General features: G+C 69.1%; 22 protein-coding genes. 10 read left to right on the forward strand and 12 right to left on the reverse strand.

Going from position 1 to position 22,023, the window contains the following annotated elements; translation table 11 throughout:
• Window positions 1-202 precede the first annotated feature (202 nt).
• The 4 genes from ASD37_RS17495 to ASD37_RS17510 all read right to left on the reverse strand — a co-directional run bounded on the left by ASD37_RS17495 (window position 203) and on the right by ASD37_RS17510 (window position 3,311).
• A complete protein-coding gene (locus tag ASD37_RS17495) occupies window positions 203-865 on the reverse strand; it encodes a DUF2561 family protein (RefSeq protein ID WP_056553922.1) in 663 nt (220 codons plus the stop codon).
• A complete protein-coding gene (locus ASD37_RS17500) occupies window positions 865-1,704 on the reverse strand; it encodes an MmpS family transport accessory protein (RefSeq protein WP_056553926.1) in 840 nt (279 codons plus the stop codon). The genes ASD37_RS17495 and ASD37_RS17500 overlap by 1 nt, the downstream gene beginning before the upstream one ends.
• Window positions 1,705-1,868: 164 nt before the next feature.
• A complete protein-coding gene (locus tag ASD37_RS17505; protein ID WP_056553927.1) occupies window positions 1,869-2,288 on the reverse strand; it encodes a cytochrome c oxidase subunit 4 in 420 nt (139 codons plus the stop codon).
• Window positions 2,289-2,300: 12 nt separating this feature from the next.
• On the reverse strand, window positions 2,301-3,311 hold the full coding sequence (locus ASD37_RS17510; RefSeq protein ID WP_235568482.1) for a cytochrome c oxidase subunit II: 1,011 nt from the start codon (window positions 3,309-3,311) through the stop codon (window positions 2,301-2,303).
• Between the two features lie 147 nt (window positions 3,312-3,458).
• On the opposite strand from ASD37_RS17510, the gene asnB reads away from it, so the two are divergent.
• Window positions 3,459-5,402, forward strand: coding sequence for an asparagine synthase (glutamine-hydrolyzing) (gene asnB, locus ASD37_RS17515; protein ID WP_056553933.1), 1,944 nt, complete (start codon window positions 3,459-3,461; stop codon window positions 5,400-5,402).
• A 4-nt stretch (window positions 5,403-5,406) separates the two neighbouring features.
• On the opposite strand, the gene ASD37_RS17520 is transcribed toward asnB, so the two are convergent.
• Window positions 5,407-6,390, reverse strand: coding sequence for a carbohydrate kinase family protein (locus ASD37_RS17520; protein ID WP_056553935.1), 984 nt, complete (start codon window positions 6,388-6,390; stop codon window positions 5,407-5,409).
• 76 nt (window positions 6,391-6,466) lie between these two features.
• Between ASD37_RS17520 and ASD37_RS17525 the strand changes: the two genes are divergently transcribed.
• A complete protein-coding gene (locus tag ASD37_RS17525) occupies window positions 6,467-7,111 on the forward strand; it encodes a hypothetical protein (protein WP_056553937.1) in 645 nt (214 codons plus the stop codon).
• A gap of 25 nt (window positions 7,112-7,136) precedes the next feature.
• Here the strand turns inward: ASD37_RS17525 and ASD37_RS17530 are convergent, their stop codons facing one another.
• Window positions 7,137-7,502, reverse strand: a complete 366-nt coding sequence (locus ASD37_RS17530) for an iron-sulfur cluster assembly accessory protein (protein ID WP_056553940.1) — start codon at window positions 7,500-7,502, stop codon at window positions 7,137-7,139.
• A gap of 57 nt (window positions 7,503-7,559) precedes the next feature.
• Window positions 7,560-8,639, reverse strand: coding sequence for a glycerate kinase (locus tag ASD37_RS17535; RefSeq protein WP_235568450.1), 1,080 nt, complete (start codon window positions 8,637-8,639; stop codon window positions 7,560-7,562).
• A gap of 89 nt (window positions 8,640-8,728) precedes the next feature.
• Between ASD37_RS17535 and ASD37_RS17540 the strand changes: the two genes are divergently transcribed.
• The 3 genes from ASD37_RS17540 to ASD37_RS17550 are packed head-to-tail and all read left to right on the forward strand — an operon-like array spanning window position 8,729 to window position 10,668.
• Window positions 8,729-9,406, forward strand: a complete 678-nt coding sequence (locus ASD37_RS17540; protein ID WP_056553943.1) for a DUF3043 domain-containing protein — start codon at window positions 8,729-8,731, stop codon at window positions 9,404-9,406.
• A 6-nt stretch (window positions 9,407-9,412) separates the two neighbouring features.
• On the forward strand, window positions 9,413-9,946 hold the full coding sequence (locus ASD37_RS17545) for a bifunctional adenosylcobinamide kinase/adenosylcobinamide-phosphate guanylyltransferase (protein ID WP_056553946.1): 534 nt from the start codon (window positions 9,413-9,415) through the stop codon (window positions 9,944-9,946).
• Entirely contained in the window at window positions 9,943-10,668 is a 726-nt protein-coding gene (locus ASD37_RS17550; protein WP_056553949.1) for an adenosylcobinamide-GDP ribazoletransferase, read from the forward strand. The genes ASD37_RS17545 and ASD37_RS17550 overlap by 4 nt, the downstream gene beginning before the upstream one ends.
• Window position 10,669: 1 nt before the next feature.
• On the opposite strand, the gene ASD37_RS17555 is transcribed toward ASD37_RS17550, so the two are convergent.
• Both ASD37_RS17555 and gcvT read right to left on the reverse strand, forming a co-directional pair.
• Complete coding sequence (locus tag ASD37_RS17555) at window positions 10,670-11,773, reverse strand: branched-chain amino acid aminotransferase (RefSeq protein WP_056553952.1); 1,104 nt, start codon at window positions 11,771-11,773, stop codon at window positions 10,670-10,672.
• A gap of 22 nt (window positions 11,774-11,795) precedes the next feature.
• Window positions 11,796-12,905 carry a glycine cleavage system aminomethyltransferase GcvT gene (gcvT, locus tag ASD37_RS17560; RefSeq protein ID WP_056553956.1) on the reverse strand — a complete coding sequence of 370 codons (1,110 nt, stop codon included), beginning with the start codon at window positions 12,903-12,905 and terminating at the stop codon, window positions 11,796-11,798.
• 120 nt (window positions 12,906-13,025) lie between these two features.
• On the opposite strand from gcvT, the gene ASD37_RS17565 reads away from it, so the two are divergent.
• Window positions 13,026-14,537, forward strand: a complete 1,512-nt coding sequence (locus ASD37_RS17565; RefSeq protein ID WP_056553958.1) for a leucyl aminopeptidase — start codon at window positions 13,026-13,028, stop codon at window positions 14,535-14,537.
• Window positions 14,538-14,541: 4 nt separating this feature from the next.
• Here the strand turns inward: ASD37_RS17565 and ASD37_RS17570 are convergent, their stop codons facing one another.
• Window positions 14,542-15,423, reverse strand: coding sequence for a LysR family transcriptional regulator (locus tag ASD37_RS17570; RefSeq protein WP_056553961.1), 882 nt, complete (start codon window positions 15,421-15,423; stop codon window positions 14,542-14,544).
• Window positions 15,424-15,555: 132 nt separating this feature from the next.
• Here ASD37_RS17570 and ASD37_RS17575 point away from each other — a divergent pair, with 132 nt between their 5' ends.
• Both ASD37_RS17575 and ASD37_RS17580 read left to right on the forward strand, forming a co-directional pair.
• A complete protein-coding gene (locus ASD37_RS17575) occupies window positions 15,556-16,296 on the forward strand; it encodes a glucose 1-dehydrogenase (protein WP_056553964.1) in 741 nt (246 codons plus the stop codon).
• 25 nt (window positions 16,297-16,321) lie between these two features.
• Window positions 16,322-17,056 carry an SDR family oxidoreductase gene (locus ASD37_RS17580; RefSeq protein ID WP_056553967.1) on the forward strand — a complete coding sequence of 245 codons (735 nt, stop codon included), beginning with the start codon at window positions 16,322-16,324 and terminating at the stop codon, window positions 17,054-17,056.
• Between the two features lie 9 nt (window positions 17,057-17,065).
• On the opposite strand, the gene ASD37_RS17585 is transcribed toward ASD37_RS17580, so the two are convergent.
• Window positions 17,066-18,832, reverse strand: coding sequence for an SDR family oxidoreductase (locus ASD37_RS17585; protein ID WP_056553970.1), 1,767 nt, complete (start codon window positions 18,830-18,832; stop codon window positions 17,066-17,068).
• On the reverse strand, window positions 18,825-19,181 hold the full coding sequence (locus ASD37_RS17590) for a hypothetical protein (RefSeq protein WP_056553973.1): 357 nt from the start codon (window positions 19,179-19,181) through the stop codon (window positions 18,825-18,827). The genes ASD37_RS17585 and ASD37_RS17590 overlap by 8 nt, the downstream gene beginning before the upstream one ends.
• 147 nt (window positions 19,182-19,328) lie before the next feature.
• On the opposite strand from ASD37_RS17590, the gene sucB reads away from it, so the two are divergent.
• Both sucB and ASD37_RS17600 read left to right on the forward strand, forming a co-directional pair.
• Entirely contained in the window at window positions 19,329-21,092 is a 1,764-nt protein-coding gene (gene sucB / locus ASD37_RS17595) for a 2-oxoglutarate dehydrogenase, E2 component, dihydrolipoamide succinyltransferase (RefSeq protein WP_056553976.1), read from the forward strand.
• Window positions 21,093-21,097: 5 nt separating this feature from the next.
• Window positions 21,098-22,006, forward strand: coding sequence for a TIGR01777 family oxidoreductase (locus ASD37_RS17600; RefSeq protein ID WP_056553979.1), 909 nt, complete (start codon window positions 21,098-21,100; stop codon window positions 22,004-22,006).
• Window positions 22,007-22,023: the final 17 nt, after the last annotated feature.

Genomic DNA, 22,023 nt, shown 5'->3' on the forward strand with positions numbered 1-22,023 from the left:
ATTCGTTGCCGATTGTATGGCTTGCGGACACCGTCGCCCGCACGTCGCAGTCAGCCGGTGGGCCCGGCCTGGCCCCACTCCCCCACCCCGACGTCAGTCGTCGACTGTGTGGCTAGTGGACGTCGCCACCCGCACTTATCATCCAGAGCCCACACACTCGGTGAACTATGGGCCCGGCGGGCCGGTGCACGCGGCGGTCGGGCTAGCTGGCCGACTCGAGGACGCCGTGCAACTGGCGAAGGAACGTCAGCGGCGCTGCGACCATGCCGAGGGTGATGACACCGGCGACGGCGTACACGATCCACGACGCGGTCTCGTGACCGGAAGCCATCAGGTAGGTGGCCACCCCGATTCCCGTTGCGGCAGCGCCCATCGCGGCCGCAATGCTGGCGGTGCAGCGCAGCCAGATCTGCTCGACCGCCGCAGTCGGGAAACCGACCCGGTGGCCGGCAGGCGGCGTCGAGTACCGACGCAACACCGGCGCACCGAACGGCTGTAGCCGTTGTGCCACCGACGGCGTGCCGCCCGACCTCGCACCGTCGTCCGGCGACTGGGAACGGGCCGGGGCACTCGCGACCGCGGACTGCCTCGCCTTCAGCAGCAGCGGGATCGCCCCGATGATCACCAAGGCGGACACGCCGATCACCGTGTACAGCAGCCATGGGGTGTCGGACTTCTCCGCACCGGTCGTGTGCGCGTTGGCCAGGTCGACGAGTGCGACGACGGCCGCCACCCCGGCTCCCAGGGCGGTCAGCCACAGGGCGATGGCGAGGACGACCAGAATGCGGTCGGTTCGATCGGGTGTCCCGGGGCGAGAACGCGAGTCAGAGGACCCCACCGCACCATTCTCGATGTCAACGGTCATCAGCAGCTCGTCTGCCAGTCGTTGTTCTGCTGTGAGGCGATGGTTTGCCCGTCGCTAGTAGTGATCTGACAGTTCAACTTGCTCAGTCGCAGCAGGCTCGACGCCTGCACCGAGCCGAACTCCGACATCGAGATCGGCGTGACGGTGAGCGACCACGGGATGTACACGTTCTGCTGGGTGCGCTGCCTGCCGGACGCGTCGGTGTAGGTCACCGAGATGCGGTCCAGCGGTGCCTTGGTCCCCGTCACGGAGTACGTGATGAACCGCGGTCCTGCCGGAGCGGCCGACGTCGCAGGCGGCGGTCCCGTCTCCGCCGGTGGCGCCGGGGGCGGCGCTTCGACGGCAGGCGGTGGGGGCGGCGGCGGAGGCTCCTGGGTGACGGTGATCGTCTCCGGGGGTGGCGGTGGCGGCTCCTCGCTGGTGGGCGGGGGCGGCGGAGGCGGCGGTGTCGTCGTCGTGATCTCGTCCTGGACCGGCGGCACCGACGTCGTCGTGCTGGTTCCCGGGGTGGCGAGCGTCTCGCTGTCCGTGCGGGTGACCAGGACGGCTACCGACACGACCAGGGAGATCGCGGCGACGATCGCGACCACGCCGACCACCCAGGGCCAGCGCGGCGGGGTGGCGTCGTCGTCGGAGTTCGGATCGTAGGAGTCGTAGTCGTACAGCGCGGAGTCCGGTGGGACGTACGGTGCGCTGGTGAATTGCTCGGATTCGGGGGCGGAGTACGCCCGCGAGTAGATCTCCGTTTCACCCGTCTTGGGTGCGTCCCGAGCCGGTTCGTTCGGCCCCAGTGACTTCGATCCTGGAGAATCCGACTCTGGGGGATTCGGCCCGCTCATCTACGCCTGTCCTTTTCGACTGCCCGGTCGGCGCGACGTCAACGTCGGGGTCGTGACTGGTGGTCGTGCCTCGGCAACCTTACCGAACGTGACGGGCCGAAGGCTTCCGAGGCACGTCCCGTCGGTCAAGTGAGGCCTTTATCGTGACCTTCGGCCGTACGGGATCAGTGCTTCTCGGGTCCGGTGTAGTACTCGAACACCAGACCGGCGGCCGTTGCCAGCACCATGCATATACCGGCGAAGATCATCCACGGCAACCACATCGCGATCGCCACGGCGGTCACCGACGCCGAAAGCGCGATGAGAAGGGGCCACCAGCTGCTGGGGCTGTAGAAGCCCAACTCCCCTGCGCCGTCGGAGATCTCGGCGTCTTCGTAGTCCTCGGGGCGCGTGTCGAGGCGCCGGGCGACGAATCGGAAGAACGTGCCGGTGATCAGCGACAGGCCGGTGGTCAAGACCAGCGCCGTGGTGCCTGCCCACTCGATGCCGCCGAGGGCGTAGATCCCGGTGAGCGTGCCGTAGCCGATCGCACAGACCGCGAAGAACGCGGTGAGGAACTCGAACAGTCTCGCTTCGATGTGCATGAGTCGTCGTCCCTACTTGCTCGCCATCGGAACCTGCTCGCCGCGCCGCGATTCGAACGGGTGCGTCGTGACTGCCAACTCGGGCAGACCCACCGCTCCGAGCGCGTCGGCGTTGGTTCCGTTGGGATGGTCGATGCGGTACTGGAGGTACGCCTTGAACACGTTGGGCTCCACGACCCGCACTTCGAAGTTCATCATCGAGTGGTACGTGCCGCACATCTCGGTGCAGCGCCCGACGAATGCTCCGGTCTCCTGGATCTCGCTGACCTGGAAGACGTTGTCGGAGTTGTTGGCCTTGGGATCCGGCATCACGTCGCGCTTGAAGAGGAACTCGGGCACCCAGAAGCCGTGGATGACGTCTGCGGACGCGATCTGGAATTCGACGCGCTTGCCCTTGGGCAGCACCAGGATCGGGATCTCGTTGCTGGTGCCCGTCGTCTCGACCTTGTCGAAGTTCAGGTACGTGCGATCCTCGGGATTGAGTCCCTTGATCGGGCCGACGAGTTCTTCGCCGTGTTCGTCGACGCCTTCGGGCTTGGACACCATGGCGGCCTTGCGTTCGGCGTCGGTGCCGTCGTAGCTCAGCGTGCCGTCCTTGAACGCGATCTTCTGGTATCCGAACTTCCAGTTCCACTGGAAGGCCGTGACGTCGATGACCACCTCGGGGTTGGGGTCCTTGTGCAGCATCTTCTCCTGCACCACGACGGTGAAGTAGAAGAGCACCGAGATGATGAGGAACGGCACGACGGTCAGCACCAGTTCCAGCGGCATGTTGTAGCCGAACTGCCGGGGCATGTCGGTGTCGGTCTTCTTCTTGCGATGGAAGACGCTCGTCCAGAACAACATGACGTAGACGATGGCGCCGACGACCAGCGCTGCGATGACGCAGGCGATCCACAGCTCCCGGTTGAGCTTGGCCTCGGGGGTGATGCCGTTGGGCCAGCCGAGGCCGAGAGCCTCAGACCAGCTGCAGCCGCTGAGCAGGAGCGATGTCCCACCGAGAACAACCGACAACGCCACCATCCGGAACCCGCGTGCGGTCACGTCGGTGCCTCCTAGAAGTGGGTGAAACCAGGCGAATACTACGCAGCGTAGACCACGCCCCAGGCCTGGAGCGAAGCGACCGGGGTGTCGGTTCCGTGACCCCTGGCGATTCGGCATACTGGCGCGATGTGCGGACTGCTGGCCTATTTACGTAACCCGTCCGCAGAGTCGTCCGCCGGGCTGGTGGACGCGGTGTCCGGGGCCACTCACCTCATGCGTCACCGCGGGCCGGACGAGCCGGGCACCTGGGCGGACGACGACGCCGACCCCACCGTGGTGCTGGGCTTCAACCGGCTGTCGATCATCGACATCGCCCACAGCCATCAGCCGCTGAGTTGGGGTCCACCCGAGCAGCCGGGCCGCTACAAGCTGGTCTTCAACGGGGAGATTTACAACTACCTGGAATTGCGAGAGGTACTGCGCTCCGAACATGGCGCCGAGTTCGCCACCGACGGTGACGGCGAGGCGATCCTTGCCGCGTATCACCACTGGGGCACCGAGGCGTTGAACCGGCTGCGCGGCATGTTCGCCTTCGCGCTGTGGGACTCGGTGGACGAAGAGTTGTTCTGTGCGCGCGACCCGTTCGGCATCAAGCCGATGTTCATGGCCACCGGCACCGCAGGCACGATCGTCGGCAGCGAGAAGAAGTCGCTCCTCGACCTCGCGTCGGTGGCGGGTGTCGACCTCGGCGTCGACGAGCGCGCCGTGCAGCACTACACCGTTCTGCAGTACGTGCCGGAACCCGAGACGTTGCACCGCGGCGTGCGGCGGCTGGAGTCGGGCAGCTACGCCAGGATCCGCCCGGGTCAGGCCCCGGCGGTGACGCGTTACTTCGTGCCGCGGTTCTCGGCGGTGCCGTTCGTCGCGGGTGCCGAGAAGAGCAGGTACGACGAGATCACCGCGGTGCTCGAGGATTCGGTCGCCAAGCACATGCGCGCCGACGTCACGGTGGGCGCGTTCCTCTCCGGTGGCATCGACTCGACGGCCATCGCGGCGCTGGCGATGCGCCACAACCCCCGCTTGATCACGTTCACCACGGGCTTCGAACGTGAGGGCTTCTCCGAGATCGACGTCGCGGTGGCCTCCGCCGAGGCGATCGGCGCCCGGCACGTGGCCAAGGTGGTCAGCCAGGCCGAGTTCGTGGCCGCGCTGCCCGAGATCGTCTGGTATCTGGACGAGCCGGTGGCCGATCCGGCCTTGGTGCCGTTGTTCTTCATCGCCCGCGAGGCGCGCAAGCACGTCAAGGTGGTGTTGTCCGGCGAGGGTGCCGACGAGTTGTTCGGCGGTTACACGATCTATCGGGAACCGTTGTCGCTCAAGGCCTTCGACTACGTCCCCGGCCGGCTGCGCCGCAGCCTGGGCAAGGCGTCGCGGCCGTTGCCCGACGGCATGCGCGGCAAGAGTCTGCTGCACCGCGGGTCGCTGACGCTCGAGGAACGGTATTACGGCAATGCCAGGAGCTTCTCCGACGCGCAACTGCGTGCGGTGCTGCCGGGCTTCCGACCGGAGTGGACGCACACAGACGTGACTGCTCCCCTGTACGCCGAGTCCGAGGGTTGGGACCCGGTGGCGCGGATGCAGTACGTCGACCTGTTCACGTGGTTGCGCGGCGACATCCTGGTCAAGGCCGACAAGATGACGATGGCGAACTCGCTGGAGCTGCGGGTGCCGTTCCTGGACCCCGAGGTGTTCGAGGTGGCGTCCCGGCTGCCTTTCGACCAGAAGATCACCAGGACCACCACGAAGTACGCCCTGCGTCGCGCGCTCGAACCGATCGTGCCTGCCCATGTGCTCAACCGCGCGAAACTTGGCTTCCCGGTGCCCATTCGGCACTGGCTACGGTCGGGCGAACTGCTCGACTGGGCGCACGCGACGCTCGCGTCGTCCCAGACGGACGGCTTGGTCGACAAGCCCGCGGTGGCCAGGATGCTCGACGAACACCGGACCGGCGCGGCCGATCACAGCCGCCGACTGTGGACGGTGCTGATCTTCATGCTGTGGCACGCGATCTTCGTCGAGCGCAGCGTGGTGCCTCAGATCGCCGAACCGACGTATCCGGTTCAGCTGTAGGCCGTCAGGCCAGCGTCGCGCCGATCTCCTGGCCGGCTTCGGGGCCGTAGGCCGCCGACAGTCGCTCGATCGCGGCGTCGCGGTCCCACGTCCACTCCTGCGGGCCGGTCGCCTCGAGCACCAGCACGGCGACGAGTGAGGCCAGCTGCGCGGACCGCTCGAGGCTCAGTCCGGCGGCGCGTCCGGTCAGGAAGCCTGCGCGGAACGCGTCGCCGATGCCGGTCGGGTCGGCCTGGTGGGTCTCGGGGACGACGTCGACGTGAATGGTGGTGCCGCCTGAACTGCCACCGGACACCAGGTCGACGCCCTTCGGGCCGAGCGTGGTCACGCGCAGTCCGATCTGGTTCATCACCTCGGCCTCGCTCCAGCCTGACTTCTGCAGCAGCAGATCCCACTCGTAGTCGTTGGTGAACAGGTAGGTCGCGCCGTCGATGAGCTTGCGGATCTCCTCACCCGACAGGCGGGCCAGCTGCTGCGACGGATCGGCCGCGAAGGCCAGTCCGAGCGCGCGGCACTCCTCGGTGTGCAGGAACATCGCCTCGGGATCGTTGGCGCCGACGATGACGAGGTCGATCTCGCCGGCCTTCTTCGCGACGTCGGCGAGCTTGATGTTGCGGGATTCCGACATCGCACCCGGGTAGAACGACGCGATCTGGGCCATGTCCTCGTCGGTGGTGCAGACGAACCGCGCGGTGTAGGCGCTTTCGGAGATCAGGACGTTGGAGCAGTCCACCCCGTGCTCGTCGAGCCAGGTCCGGTATTCGTCGAAGTCCTTGCCCGCCGCGCCGACGAGCGCGACGTCACCGCCGAGGACGCCGATGGCGAAGGCCATGTTGCCTGCGACTCCGCCGCGGTGCAGGACGAGGTCGTCGACCAGGAAGCTCAGCGACACCTTTTGCAAGTGGTCGGCCAGCAGCTGTTCGGAGAACTTGCCGGGGAACTTCATCAGATGGTCGGTCGCAATGGATCCGGTCACCACAATCGTCACGAAGCTATGCCCTTCATTTGGTTAAGCCGTCTACCTAAGACTAACTAGCAGGTCGGTGCGCTAGCCTAACAACGTCATGGCTGGTCCAATCCCGTACCCCGAGTCCCCGTACCCGGAATCGCTGCCGCATCAGCCGTTTCCGCCCGCCGGCATGCGGCCGCCCGGCCCCCAGCCGTACCCGGGACCGGTGCCGGCGGCGTATCCAGGCACGTTGCCGCCGCCGGTCGACTATCCGTCGCCCCGGCGGGGACGGCGCGTCGCGCTGATCGGGCTGTCGGTCGTCGCGTTGGTGGCTGCCGTGGTCGCGGCGGTGGTGATCGCCGAGCGCAGCGGTGGTGACGAGGTCAGGGTGACCGACGCTTCGGCGGCGACGGCCATTCAGGGGTATTTGGACGCGCTGGCCAAGGGTGACGACGAGACCGTGGCCCGCAACAATTCGTGCGGGTTCTTCGACGCGGTCACCGATCGTCGATCGGACATGACGCTCGCCAATCTGACCAGCGATGCCTTCCGCCGTCAGTACGACGAGGTGAAGGTGTCGTCGATCGACAAGATCGTCACCTGGTCACCCACTCAGTCGCAGGTGCTCTTCACGATGCGGGCAACCCCGGCCGGTCGCAACCAGGGCGAAGTCGAACGTCAAGGCATCGCTCAACTGCTACTCCAGGATCAGAACATCCTGGTGTGCTCGTATCTGCCCCGCAATTCCGGCCAGTTCTAACCAGCCGGAATTGCGCGGCAGGGACTCAGTTGAAGGAGTCGCCGCAGGCGCAGGATCCGCCGGCGTTGGGGTTGTCGATCGTGAAGCCGGTCTTCTCGATGCTGTCGACGAAGTCGATGGTCGCACCCATGAGGTACGGAGCGCTCATCCGGTCGACGGTCAGCGTGACACCGCTGAAGTCGACGTTCAGGTCGCCGTCGAGCGACCGGTCGTCGAATGCGAGCTCGTAGCGGAGACCTGCACAGCCGCCAGGCTGAACCGCGATGCGGAGCTTCAGGTCGTCGCGGCCTTCCTGGTCCAGCAGCGACTTGGCCTTTGCCGAGGCAGCGTCGGTGAGGATGGCGCCGTGAGCGGCGGTGGTAGTCGTGGTCGACTCGTCCTGAACAGTCATTCCTACTCCCTGGGCATTGTCATGCGTCGGATATCTCAACGGTACCTTGCCTGCGCGCTATTCCCGACTCGTGGCGGCGGCCCAGCGTGACGACGTCTGCTCAGCGAGTCCCGTGAGCTGCCGCGCGGCGTCGTCCATCGCGAGCTGGACCGATCCGGCGTAGTCGCTGATCGAGTGGGCGGCGGCGATGCCCGCCCCGGCGAGGGCGGTTTCGTCGAGGGTGACCTGGCCGGCCAACACCAGGACGGGGGCGTGCCGGGCTCCCGCGGCCAGCGCGCTGACCACCTTGCCGTGCAGCGACTGGTCGTCGAATCGGCCTTCGCCGGTGACGATTACGTCGGCGGCCGCCACGTCGCCGTCGAGGTCGGTGTGCTCGGCGATGACGGCGGCACCCGACTCTCGGCGGGCGCCCAGCGCCATCAGCGCCGCTCCGAGGCCGCCTGCCGCGCCCGCACCAGGTTCGTCGCGGACGGTGCGGCCCGTGCCCGCCTCGAGGGTGTCGGCCCATGCGGTCATCCGGTCTTCGAGCAGGTCGACGGTCGCGGGGTCGGCGCCCTTCTGCGGTCCGAACACGTGGGCCGCGCCCCTCGGCCCGAGCAGGGGATGTTCGACGTCGGTGGCGGCGATCAGGTCCACCCCGGCCAGCCGCGCCACGGCGACTTCGATCCCGCCGAGGGCATCGACGAGGCCGCGTCCGCCGTCGGTGCAGGCGCTGCCGCCCAATCCGACCACGATGCGGGATGCACCTGCCACCAGAGCGGCGTCGACGAGTTGGCCGACGCCGCGGCTGTGCGCGTCGACGGCGGTCTGCACGGTCGGCGGTCCGCCGAGGATGGCCAAACCGCAGGCCTGGGCGCATTCGACATAGGCGGTCGCCGAGTCGGCGTCGAAGACCCACTCCGCGGTGACCTCGGCGGACAGTGGCCCGCTGACCTGCGCTGACCGGAGGCCGCCAAAGCGGTTGGCCAGCACGTCGACGAAGCCGGGGCCGCCGTCGGACTGCGGCGCGAGCGTCAACCGATCCCCCGGCCTGCCGAGACGCCAGCCGGTGGCAATGGCCTCGGCGGCTTCGACGGCGGTGAGACTGTCGCCGTAGCAGTCGGGGGCGATGAGGACACGCAGGTCGTGGATCGTCACCCCCGAAGGGTAAGGGGAACCGGCCCCGGCCACGCGGCAGATCGGAGGCGCATGTCGGACGCCGCCAGGATGTAAGTAACCTGGGAGGCGTGAATCTGCTGGGTCGCAAGAAGGACAATCCCCCACCCGAGGAGAGCGACGCGTCCTCCTCCGTCGCCGGGATGTCCGTGGCCGAGCAGGAGGCCAGGGCGCGGGCCACCGCTCCGAAGGGACGGCCCACCCCCAAGCGCAACCAGACCCGCAGCCGCGGTCCGGTCGCGCCTGCTCCGATGACGTCGGCGGAGGCGCGCAAGCGCAAGAAGGCCGCCAAGCAGACGATGAGCAAGGAAGAGCGCAAGGCCGACAAGCTGGTGCGCCGCGCCGCGATGGCTGACCGCCGCGAGAAGATGATGTCGGGTGAGGACTCGTACCTGCTCCCTCGCGACAAGGGCCCGCTGCGCCGCTACACGCGCGACATCGTCGATGCGCGGCGCAACCTGCTCGGGCTGTTCATGCCTGCCGCGCTCGCCCTGGTGTTCGTGATGCTGTCGCTGCCGTCGGTCGAGATTCAGTACTACGTGCAGTTCGTGATGCTCGGACTGGTGGCCGTCATGGTGATCGACGGGGTTCTGATCGGACGGCGGGTCAACAAGGCCGTCGACGCGAAGTTCCCCGACAACACCGAAAGTGGTTGGAAGCTCGGCTTCTACGCCGCCAGTCGGGCGTCTCAGCTGCGCCGCATGCGGGCACCCCGCCCCCAGGTCGAGCGCGGCGCCACGATCGCCTGATTCGACGTGCGCGTCCTCGCGCTCGGCGGCATCCGATCCGGCAAGTCGCAGTGGGCGGAAGCGGCGATCAGCCGCGCCGCCACCTCAGGTGAGGTCCGCTACGTGGCCACCGGTGCGGTCTCAGACGGTCCCGAGTGGGCGGCCAGGGTCGCGACCCATCGGCAGCGCCGACCCGATCGGTGGTCGACCGTCGAAAGCACCGACGTGGCAACGCATTTGCGTACTGACCCCGAAGTTCCCACCCTGGTCGACGACGTCGGCGGCTGGTTGGTCGCCGTCATGGACCGCCGGGACGCGTGGACCGGCGGGGACGTCACACCCGACGTCGACGACTTGGTCACCGCGGTGGGCGAATTCCGCGGGCCGCTCGCCCTCGTCAGTCCGGAGGTCGGGCTGACGGTGGTGCCCGCCACCGAGTCCGGTCGCCGATTCGCCGACGCGCTGGGGACCTTGAATCAACGCCTCGCCGCCGTTTGTGACGAGGTCGTCCTGGTCGTCGCGGGCCAGCCCCTGACGGTCAAGGGGCGACCGTCCACGTGATCGGCTCCGTCGCATCGGCTTTCGCGTTCGGCACCGTCGTGCCGGTGCGCACCCGGCAGTCCTTCGGTCGTGGCGCCCTGACCGCGCTACCCGTGGTCGGGGTGGCCCTTGGCGCGGTGGCGGCGGCGGGTGCGTGGCTGGCCGCGCACGCGTTCGGCGCAGGGAACCCGTTGACAGGCATGGCCGTGGTGACCATCCTGCTGCTGGCGACCCGAGGCCTGCACGTCGACGGCTTCGCCGACACCGTCGACGGGCTCGGCTGCTACGGGCCGCCGGAGCGTGCGCTGGCCGTCATGCGCGACGGGCCCGCCGGCCCGTTCGGGGTCGCCGCGATCGTCGTGGCGATCGTGGTCCAGGGCCTGACGTTCACCATGCTGGACCCGGTCGCGGTCGTGGTGGCCGTGGTGGCGGGCCGGGTGGCGGTGGTGGTGGCCTGTCGTCGCGGCGTGCCGGCCGCACCGGGCGGCACCATGGCGTCGTTGGTGGCCGGTACGCAACCGGTGTGGGTGGCGGCAGCCTGGGTCGTCGCGCTCGCGGCTGGCGCCGTCTTGGCCACCGACCGGCCGTGGCAGGGACCCGTCGCGGTGGTGGTGGCGGTCGCGATCAGCGCCGTGCTGGTGGCACATTGCGTCCGCCGGTTCGGCGGCGTCACCGGCGACGTGCTGGGCGCATGCGTCGAGCTGACGACGACGATCGCCGCGCTGGGACTGGCGGTCGGCTAACTCAGCCGAGCCGGGTCATCCAGTCGTGGGTGTCGGCGAACGTGCCGCGCTGGATGCCGGTGAGGGTGTCACGCAACGCCATCGTCACCTCGCCTGGCTCGCCGTCGGCGATGGTGAAGTCGCCGTCGCCGGACTTCACGTGCGAGACCGGGGTGATCACCGCGGCGGTGCCGCAGGCGAACACCTCGGTGATCTCCCCTGCGGCGGCCTTCTTCTGCCACTCATCGACGTCGATCTTGCGTTCCTCGACCGAAAATCCCGCGTCGGTTGCCAACTGCAGCAACGAGTTTCGCGTGATGCCGGGCAGCAGGGAGCCGCTGAGTTCCGGGGTGACAAGACGGGCGGTGCCACCGCTGCCGAGAACGAAGAACAGGTTCATGCCACCCATTTCCTCGACGTAGCGGCGTTCGATGGCGTCCAGCCAGACCACCTGGTCGCAGCCGTGCTCGGTCGCCTCCGCCTGCGCGAGGAGAGACGCGGCGTAGTTGCCGCCGAACTTCGCCGCACCGGTGCCGCCGGGACTGGCCCGCACGTACTCGGTGGACAGCCACACCGAGACCGGCTTGAGGCCACCCTTGAAGTAGGCGCCAGCGGGTGAGGCGATCACCATGTAGCGGTACTCGACGGCAGGCCGCACGCCGAGGCCCGGCTCGGTGGCGAAGATGAACGGGCGCAGGTACAGCGACTCCTCGCCACCCGCGGCGGGCACCCAGTCGCCGTCGACGGCGATCAGCTGCCGCAGCGACTCGAGGAACACCTCGTCGGGCAGCTCGGGGATGGCCAGCCGACGGGCGGAGTTACGCAGTCGGGCGGCGTTGGCCTCCGGCCGGAACGACACGATGGAACCGTCGCCCCAGCGGTAGGCCTTCAGGCCCTCGAAGACTTCCTGGGCGTAATGCAGCACCACCGCGGACGGGTCCAGCTGGATCGGGCCGTACGGCTGCACCTTGGCGTCGTGCCAGCCGTCGGCCTCGTTGTAGTCGATCGTCACCATGTGGTCGGTGAAGTACCGGCCGAACCCGGGATCGGCCAGGATTCCGGTCCGTACTTCGTCGCTTGCCGGGTTCGCGTTGCGGGCAAGCGTGAAGTCGAGGGGACCAGTCATGTGCCGATTGTATAACCCGTGACTACCGAGTTTTAGCCTCTACGAACGGCGGTGCGACGACCTCGCATTCGAGTGCCCGGCCGCGGACGTCGACCGCCACCCGTTGACCGTCGGCGATGCCTGCGTCGGCGTCGACCAGCGCCAGGGCGATGCCCAGTTTCAAAGTCGGAGAGAAGGTTCCCGAGGTGGTGACGCCCACCGGGCGGTCGCCGTCGAGCACCGTCATGTCGGCCCTGAGCACGCCGCGCCCCACGGCCTTCAGCCCACGGAGCACCCGGCGCGGGCCAGCCTGCTTCTCCTCGAGCAACGCCTCCCGGCCCCAGAACGCGTCCTTCTTCCAGCCGATGGCCCAGCCGCACTTGGCCTGCAGCGGCGAGATCTCGGGTGACAGCTCGTGGCCGTGCAGCGGGTAGCCCATCTCGGTGCGCAGGGTGTCGCGGGCGCCGAGTCCGGCCAGTTCGCCGCCTGCGGCCGTGACGGCGTCGACCAGCGCGTCGAAGACGACCGTGGCGCGGTCCCATTCGGGTAGCAGTTCATAGCCGTGCTCGCCGGTGTAACCGGTCCGGCAGACCCGCACGGGCACCCCGCCGAATTCGGCGTCGGCGTAGCCCATGTAGTCCATGTCGGTCGGCAGTCCCAGCGCGGCGAGCACCTCGGCCGCCTTCGGGCCTTGGACGGCGAGCACCGCGAACGAACGGTGCTCGTCGGTGATGGTCAGCCCGGCGGGCGCCTTGGCCTGCAGGGCGGCGACGACGGCGGCGGTGTTGGACGCGTTCGGCACCAGGAACACTTCGTCGTCGGAGACGTAGTAGGCGATCAGGTCGTCGATCACACCACCGGAGTCGTTGCAGCACAACGTGTATTGGGCCTTGCCCGGTCCGATGCGACGAAGGTCGTTGGTCAGAGTCGAGTTGACGTAGTCGGCGGCGCCCGGCCCGACCACCAGGGCCTTGCCGAGGTGGCTGACGTCGAAGAGGCCGACGGCGTTGCGGGTGGCGTTGTGCTCGCTGACGGTTCCCGCATAGGACACCGGCATCAGCCAGCCCCCGAATTCGGCGAAGCTCGCCCCCAGTTCGCGGTGGCGGTCCTCCAGCGGACCCTTCAGCAGGTTGTCACTCACGGCGAACCACACTAATGCCTGGCTGGCCGCCGTCGACTTCTGCGCCAGGGCTGCGCTTTCCCGGCTACGGCAACCATCGTGCAGAAGTCGCGCGGTCGCGACGGTCGACCGCCCCTGGCTAGGGTGACTTCCGTGAGCACTGCACCCGGCTACCAGTCCCCCACCGTCATCGTCTCCACCGGCCTGCCCAAGCGCGGCATCGGGGCTGCGGTGCTGATCGTTCCCGTCGCCACCGGTGACGACGATCGGGCACGGGTCGTCCCGAATCCCTTCCTCGACGCCGAGGCCGTCGGCGAGATCGAGGTGGCACTCAAGGCGCTCGGCGCCAAGGGCGGCAGCGAGCAGACCTCTCGCCTCGTCATCCCCGCCCTGCCCGTCGCCAGCGTGCTGGCGGTCGGCCTCGGCAAGTCGCGCGACGAGTGGTCGGGCGACGTGATCCGGCGCGCCGCCGGGGTGGCGGCGCGGTCGTTGAGCGGCGTCGAGCAGGTCGTGACGACGCTGTCCGAGCTCGACGTGGCGGCGACGGTCGAGGGTCTGATCCTCGGCGCGTACCGCTTCACCGACTACCGCAGCACCAAGACCGCCCCCAAGGAGCCGGGTCTGGCCAAGATCACGGTGTTGTCGACGGCGAAGGGCGCGAAGGTCGACGCCGTCCGCGGCACCAACGTCGCGACCGCGGTCGCGACGGCTCGGGACTTGATCAACACCCCGCCGAGTCATCTGTTCCCCGACGAATTCGCCAAGCGCGCCCGGGCTCTCGGCGAGTCGGTCGGCCTGCAGGTCGAGGTGCTCGACGAGAAGGCCCTTGAGAAGGGCGGCTACGGCGGCATCGTCGGCGTCGGCAAGGGTTCGACCCGGCCGCCGCGGCTGGTCCGCCTGACCCACAAGGGCGGCAAGGGCCGCAAGCCCAAGAAGGTCGCCCTGGTCGGCAAGGGAATTACCTTCGACACCGGCGGCATCTCGATCAAGCCCGCCGCGAACATGCATCACATGACCTCCGACATGGGCGGCGCCGCCGCCGTCATCGCGACCGTGGTGTTGGCCGCCAAGCAGGGCCTGCCCATCGACGTCGTCGCGACGGTGCCGATGGCCGAGAACATGCCGTCGGCCAGCGCGCAGCGGCCCGGTGACGTCCTCACCCAGTACGGCGGCATCACCGTGGAGGTGCTCAACACCGACGCCGAGGGCCGGCTGATCCTGGCCGACGCGATCGTGCGGGCGTGCGAGGACGGGCCCGACTACCTCATCGAGACGTCGACGCTGACCGGTGCGCAGACCGTCGCGCTCGGCGCCCGCACCCCTGGCGTGATGGGCAACGACGAGTTCCGCGACCGCGTGGCGACGCTGTCGCAGGCCGTCGGCGAGAACGGGTGGGCGATGCCGCTGCCCGACGAGCTCAAGGACGACCTCAAGTCGACGGTCGCCGACCTCGCGAACGTCAGCGGCTCCCGGTACGCGGGCATGCTGGTGGCCGGGGTGTACCTGCGTGAGTTCGTCGCCGATGGCGTGCAGTGGGCCCACATCGACGTGGCCGCACCGGCGTACAACACCGGCGGCCCGTGGGGCTACACCGGCAAGGGCGGCACCGGCGTGCCGACGCGGACGATGTTCGCCGTCCTCGAGGACATCGCCGCCAACGGCTGACGGGCTACGCCGCCACCGGCACCAGGTGGGTTTGGGCGGCGCGGACGAAGTCGGCGACGAGTGGGTTCGCGTCGCCGACCCTGGTGACGACGACGACCTCGCTGGCGGGGACGTCGTCGATCGGCACGGACGCCAGGTCGGCGCGCAACGAGCTGCGCCGGTCACCGATTGGGACCACCGCCACCGCCTGACCGCTGGCGACCAATTCCAGTCTGTCCTCGAAGCTTTCGACGACGGGGCCCGCCGCTAGCGAGCCGGCGTCGGTCGGATAGATCGAGCGGGGTGCGCCGTGCGCGCAGTAAACGGGCAGACCGCCGGCGAAGTCCTGCAGTGACACCGACGCCCGCCCGGCCAGGTGGTGGTCGGCCGGCAGCACCAGCATCCGCGGCTCTTCGTAGAGCAGCGTGACGTGCACGTCGTCGGCCGGGTGCGGCAGCGGAGCGCGGGCCACCAGGACGTCCACCTGGCCGTCGGCGAGCATGCGCCCGTCGTGGCATTCGAGGTGGCGGGTGCCGATCGTCGCCTGCGGGTGGCGAATCCGCAATTCACGGATCGCCGAGGTGACCACAAGGTCCTCGACGTAGCCGACGACGACGTTGCCCGCAGGCGCGTGGGCCCGTGCGGTCAGGGTGGCCCGGTGCGCGGCGCGCAGCAGGGCCTGTGCCTCCGGGAGGAATGCCCTGCCGGCGTCGGTGAGCACCGTGCCACGCGGCGTGCGGTCGAACAGCGGCGCGCTCAGCTGCCGTTCCAGCCGCTGGATCTGGCGGCTCAGGGCCGGTTGCGCGATGTGGAGCTCGGCCGCGGCCCGTCCGAAGTTCAGCTGCTCGGCCACGACGGTGAAGTACCGCACCAGCCGCAGTTCGAGGTCGGTTCCGAAGTCGTTCACCGGCAAGTCCTCATGGGCGGGTTCAACCCAGCCGCCGACCGCGGCTATTCCGGCGCCGCCATTCCGTTTCGGCATGACGGGGTGCCGAACGGGTCTTGGACACCCCTGCCGAACTGCCAGAGACTCCTTTGCATGGGTAGATACGACGGCAAGACGGCAGTGATCACCGGCGGAAGCAGCGGCCTCGGGCTGGCCGCCGCCCGGCATCTGGTGGCCGAGGGCGCACGCGTCCTCGTCACGGGACGAACCCAGGAGACGCTCGACGACGCGGCGGAGCAACTGGGCAGCAGTGCCGTCGCCGTGCGCAGCGACACCAGCTCGCTGACGGAGATCGACGCGCTGGCCGAGCGGGTGCGCGCCGAGTTCGGCAGGGTTGACGCCCTAGTCGTCAACGCGGGCATCGGCAGCTTCGATCCGTTCGACGCGGTGACCGAGCAGACCTTCGACGACGTGTTCGCGATCAACACCAAGGGCCCGTTCTTCACGGTGCAGAAGCTGGCGCCGCTGATGGCCGAGGGCAGTGGTGTGGTGCTGACGACGTCGACGGCGAATCAGACGGGCTGGGACGCGCTCAGCGTCTACTCGGCGAGCAAGGCCGCGCTGCGGTCGATGGCCCGCACGCTGAGCCGTGAGTTGCTGCCGCGGGGCATCCGGGTGAACGCCGTCAGCCCTGGCTCGATCGAGACCGGCAAGTTGGAGAAGGAGGTGCCGGAGCGAGCCGCCGAGCTCAAGGCCGCGTTCACCGCGAGCAACCCGATGAGGCGCTTCGGCCAGCCGAGCGAATTCGCGCCCGCGGTGGCGTTCCTGGCCTTCGACGCCACGTTCGTCGCGGGCATCGAACTGGTCGTCGACGGCGGCGACTCGCAGCTCTAATCAGTTGTCCAAGAAAGGGATTCACATGTCAGATTACGACGGTAAGCGGGTTGTCATCACCGGCGGGACCAGCGGCATCGGCCTCGCCACCGCCAAGCTGCTGGACGCGGGCGGGGCCCGGGTTCTCGTCACCGGCCGGACCCCCGCGTCGTTGGCGGCCGCCGCGGCCGCCCTCGGTCCGCGGGCGGTGGTGGACCGTCGCGACGTGGCGGACGTCGACGGTCTCGCCGACCGTGCGGCCGCCGAGTTCGGCGGCGTCGACCTGCTGGTGCTCAACGCAGGCGCGACGGCGGCAGCCACGATCGAGGACACCACCGGTGAGCAGTACGACGACCAGTTCGCCGTCAACACCAGGGCACCGTTCTTCACCGTGCAGCGCTTCGTCCCGCTCATGCCTCCCGGCAGCGCGGTGGTGTTGACGACGTCGATCGCCAACCGCAAGGGCATCGCGACGACGAGCGTCTACTCCGCGACCAAGGCCGCGCTGCGGTCGATGACCCGCACGTTCGCGGCGGAACTGGTCGACCGAGGGATCCGGGTCAACGCCGTCTCTCCCGGCCCAGTCGACACCGGGATCCTCGAACGGTCCATGCCTGCCGAGGCGGCGAGCGAATTCCTCGCGGCGCAGCGGGCCGTGAACCCGATGGGTCGCCTCGGGGAGCCCGAGGAGGTGGCGAAGGCCATCGCCTTTCTGGGCTTCGACGCGACGTACACCACCGGCGCGGAGTTGACGGTCGACGGCGGTGCGTCCCAGCTCTGAGGCGCCGGGTTACATCACCGAGCCGCGCGCGGTGCTGCGCAGCACCTGCGGTGCGATCCGCGAGGTGCCGTAGAGCAGGTAGGCCTCCGGCGCGACCGGGCGGATCGCCTTGTTCTTGGCGACCGACGAGAGGATGGCCTTGGCGACCTTGTCGGGGCCGTAGCGCCGGGCGGCGAACATCGCCTCGAGCTGTTTGCGACGCCCGGCGACCTGGCCTCCGCGTCCCGCGGGCGCGTCGAACCGGGTGGTGTTGACGATGTTGGTGTCGATCACGCCGGGGCAGATGGTCGTCAGGCCAACTCCGGCGGCGGCGAGTTCGGCCCGCAGACAGTCGGAGAACATGTACACCGCGGCCTTGGACGTGCAGTACGCGTTCATCGCCTGCAGTGGTGCGTAGGCGGCCATCGACGACACGTTGACCACGTGGCCACCGGTGCCGCGGTCGACGAGCCGCTTCGCGAAGGCTCGGCAGCCGTTGACCACGCCGCCAAGGTTGACCTCCAGCACGCGGTCCCACTGCTCGGCGGGGGTGTCCAGGAACGAGCCGGCGTGGCCGATGCCCGCGTTGTTCACCACGACGTCGGGGACGCCGTGCTCGGCGCAGATCCGCTCGGCGAAGTCCTCGACGGCCTCGGCGTCGGCGACGTCGAGCACGTAGTGATGGGCAACGCCGCCGCGCGCGGTGATCATCGCGGCCGTCTCGGCGACGCTGGCCTCGTCGACGTCGCTGACGACGACGTCGGCGCCCTGGCCGGCGAACGCCAGCGCGGTCTCCCTGCCGATGCCGCTTCCCGCGCCGGTCACCGACACCAGGGAGTCGCCGAAGGTGCCGCGCGTCCTGCCGACCTCGGCGCGCAACAGGGCGCGGGCGGGGGTGGCGCCGCCAAGGTGGTCGACGAACTCGGCGACCGCGTCGGCCACCGTCTGAGGGTGCGACAGCTGAACCCAGTGGCCGGCGACGACGTCCCGGCGCCACAGCCGCGACGCCCAGGCCGCGGCGTCGTCGTAGACGTAGTGCCGCACGAACCGGTCGCCGCTCGCGACGACGAGCTGCACCGGCACGTCGACTCGGCCCTCGGCCCGGTCGACGGCCGGCGACCCGAAGTAGTTGGCCCGGTAGACCTTCATGCTGTTGACGGCGTCGTCGACGAGGTCCGCGGAGTGGTGGATCCGATGCGCGGGCACACCGTCCTTGGCCAGCATGCGGTCGAGCAGCCCAGCGCGGAACGCCGCCCGGACGGCGACCGGCGCCAGCACCGGGATCGAGTTGGCGGCCATGTAGGTCAGCCGCAGGAACTGCGCGACACCGCGGGTGAACTGTCGCGGCGAGTACGGGCGCCGGATTCGGGTCGCGACGAAGCGGTCGAGGTGCTCAGCGCTCGGGCCGGAGATCGAGGTGAAGGAGGTGACGCGGTCGGCGGCCGCCGACCGGGACAGGTACTCCCAGATGCCGACCGAGCCCCAGTCGTGGGCCAGGACGTGAACGGGTTGGGCCGGGCTCAGGGCGCCGACGACGGCGTCGAAGTCGTCGGCGTAACGCGCCATGGTGTACGCCGAATGATGCTTGGGCACAGCCGATTTGCCGACGCCGCGGTTGTCGTAGCGGATGACGCGGTAGCGCTCCTCGAGCAGTACGACGACGCCGTCCCACACCACGTGCGAGTCGGGCCAGCCGTGCACCATGACGATCGTCGGCCCGGTGGGGTTGCCCTGTTCGTAGACCGCGATGCGCACGCCGTCGGCACTGGCGACGGTCGTCTGCGTCACGTCAGTCATCTTCGAGTTCCCGTCTGAGTTCGCGCTTGCGTTCGATCCGTCGGCGGGCGTCGAAGTCGCGCATGCGCTGGGGGTAGCCGACCTTCTGGACGTCGTAGACCGGGATGTCGAGTTTGTCGGAGAGCTGGCGGGCACCCTTGTCGCCGCCGGCCCGGCGCCGGGTCCATTCGCCGTCGGCGGCCACCAGCACCACGGTCACCTCGGTGACGGTGGTCTTGGGTTCGACGAAGGCCTCGACGCCGTGGTGTTCGGCCGCCCATTGCTTCAGGTATTTGAGGTCGGCCGCGGGGTCTCGACGGTCGGAGCCGCCCTTGGAGCCGCGTCGGCGGAACGAATCGAACAGTCCCAACTGGACCTCAACTCCCTTCGATCGAGCTTTCAATGGTGCCAGAGGAGCAACTCGGCCGGTCTGCGACGACCTGCGGGCCCGGACGTGACAGGATGGGCAGCGAGCATTTTCGACCGTTACGAGCGACCGTTCGAGGAGTCACATCACATGGCCATCACCGTCCAGATGCCCGCACTTGGTGAGAGCGTCACCGAGGGGACCGTCACGAGATGGCTGAAGCAAGAAGGCGACACCGTCGAGGTCGACGAGCCCTTGCTGGAAGTGTCCACCGACAAGGTCGACACCGAGATCCCGTCACCCGCCGCGGGCGTGCTGACCAAGATCATCGCCAATGAGGACGACACCGTCGAGGTCGGCGGCGACCTCGGCACGATCGGCGACGCCGACGAGGGCGACGGCGGCGAGAGCGCTCCCGCCGCCGAGGAGAAGTCCGAGCCGGAGCCCGAGCCAGAACCGGAGCCCGAGCCCGAGCCCGAAGCCAAGGAAGAGCCGGCCGCCAAGCCGAGCAGCGGTGGAGGCAAGTCCACCTCGGTCGTGATGCCCGAACTGGGCGAGTCCGTCACCGAGGGCACCGTCACCCGCTGGCTCAAGAACGTCGGCGACACCGTCGAGGTCGACGACCCGCTGGTCGAGGTGTCCACCGACAAGGTCGACACCGAGATTCCGTCGCCGGTCGCAGGCACCCTGCTGTCGATCACCGCGGAGGAGGACGACACGGTCGCGGTCGGTGGCGAACTGGGCAAGATCGGCGATGAGCGCTCGCGCGAAGAGCAGACGGACACCGATGCCGACGCCGCGCCGAAGGCGGAGGAGTCCAAGCCCGAACCAGAGCCGGAGCCAGAGCCAGAGCCCGCGCCGAAGGCCGAGAAGCCCAAGGAAGAACCCAAGCCCGAGCCAAAGCCGGAACCCAAGGCCGAACCGAAGCCGCAGCCCAAGGCCATCCCGGCCGAGGCACCCGCGTCCGACGGCAGCCCGTACGTGACGCCGCTGGTCCGCAAGCTGGCGAACGACAACGGCGTCGACCTGACCTCGGTCAAGGGCACCGGCGTGGGGGGCCGCATCCGCAAGCAGGACGTGCTCGCCGCGGCGGAAGCCGCAAAGGCGCCGGCAGCCGCCGAGCCCGCACCGGCCGCAGCCCAGGCCCCGGCCGCCAAGGCACCTGCCGCCGCCGCGCCAGAGCTGTCGCACCTGCGCGGTACCACGCAGAAGGCGAACCGCATCCGGCAGATCACCGCCAAGAAGACGCGTGAATCGCTGCAGACGACGGCGCAGTTGACGCAGACGCACGAGGTCGACCTGACCAAGATCGTGGCGCTGCGGGCCCGCGCGAAGGCGACGTTCAAGGAGCGCGAGGGCGTCAACCTCACGTACCTGCCGTTCTTCGCGATCGCGGTGATCGACGCCCTCAAGGCGCACCCGAACGTCAACGCGAGCTACAACGAGGACTCCAAGGAGATCACCTACTACGACGCCGAGCACCTGGGCTTCGCAGTCGACACCGAACAGGGTCTGCTCTCCCCCGTCGTCAAGAACGCCGGCGATCTGTCCCTGGGCGGCATCGCACGGGCGATCGCCGACATCGCGGCACGCGCGCGCTCGGGCAACCTGAAGCCCGACGAGCTGTCCGGCGGCACGTTCACGATCACCAACATCGGTAGCCAGGGCGCGCTGTTCGACACGCCGATCCTGGTTCCGCCGCAGGCGGCGATGCTGGGCACCGGTGCCATCGTCAAGCGTCCGCGCGTCGTGGTCGACGAGAACGGCAACGAGTCGATCGGTGTCCGGTCGGTGTGCTACCTGCCGCTGACCTACGACCACCGCCTCGTCGACGGGGCCGACGCCGGCCGATTCCTGACGACGGTCAAACGGCGTCTCGAAGAGGGAGCGTTCGAGGCCGACCTCGGACTGTAGGCCTCGTGCGAAATGCCGTCATCGCGATTGCGGGTTCCTCGGGTCTGATCGGTTCGGCGCTGACGTCGGCTCTTCGGGCCGCCGACCATCGAGTGCTGCGGTTGGTGCGACGCGCACCGGCCACCGCCGACGAGATCTTCTGGAACCCGGACACCGGTGAGTTCGACGCGAGTGCGTTGCGCGGCGCGGACGCCGTCGTCAACATGTGCGGCGTCGGCGTCGCCGACAAGCGGTGGTCGGGCGCGTTCAAGCAGAGCCTGCGCGACAGCCGGATCGGCCCGACCGAGGTGCTGTCGCGGGCAGTCGTCGAATCCGGTGTCCCGGTGTTGGTCAACTCGAGCGCGGTCGGCTACTACGGCGACACGCGTGACCACGTCGTCGACGAATCGGGGCCCGCGGGTCACGGTTTTCTCGCCGGTCTCTGCCGGGACTGGGAGGCGGCGACCGAGACGGCGTCGGCCGCGGGCGTGCGGGTGGTGCTGATGCGCACCGGTCTGGTGCTGTCCCCCGCGGGCGGCATGCTTGCGCGCCTCAAGCCGCTCTTCGGTTTCGGTCTCGGCGCGCGACTGGGCAACGGTCGGCAGTACATGCCGTGGATCAGCCTCGAGGACGAGGTGCGGGCGCTCTTGTTCGCCATCGAACGCGACGACCTCGCCGGACCCGTCAACGGCACCGGACCCGCGCCGGTCACCAACGCCGAGTTCACCGCCGCACTTGGGCGGGCACTGAAGCGGCCGACGCCGATGCTGGTTCCCGGGTTCGCCCTGCGCGCCGTCCTCGGCGAGTTCGCCGAGGAGGGGCTCCTCGGCGGGCAGCGCGCGATTCCCGCGGCGCTGGAGCGGGCCGGCTTCGAGTTTCGCCACCACACGATCGGCGAGGCGATGGCCTACGTCACCGCGCCGAAGGGTTCCTGACGCGCGTACCGTTCACG

The organism is Mycobacterium sp. Root135, from assembly GCF_001426545.1.
Classification (GTDB): Bacteria; Actinomycetota; Actinomycetes; order Mycobacteriales; family Mycobacteriaceae; genus Mycobacterium.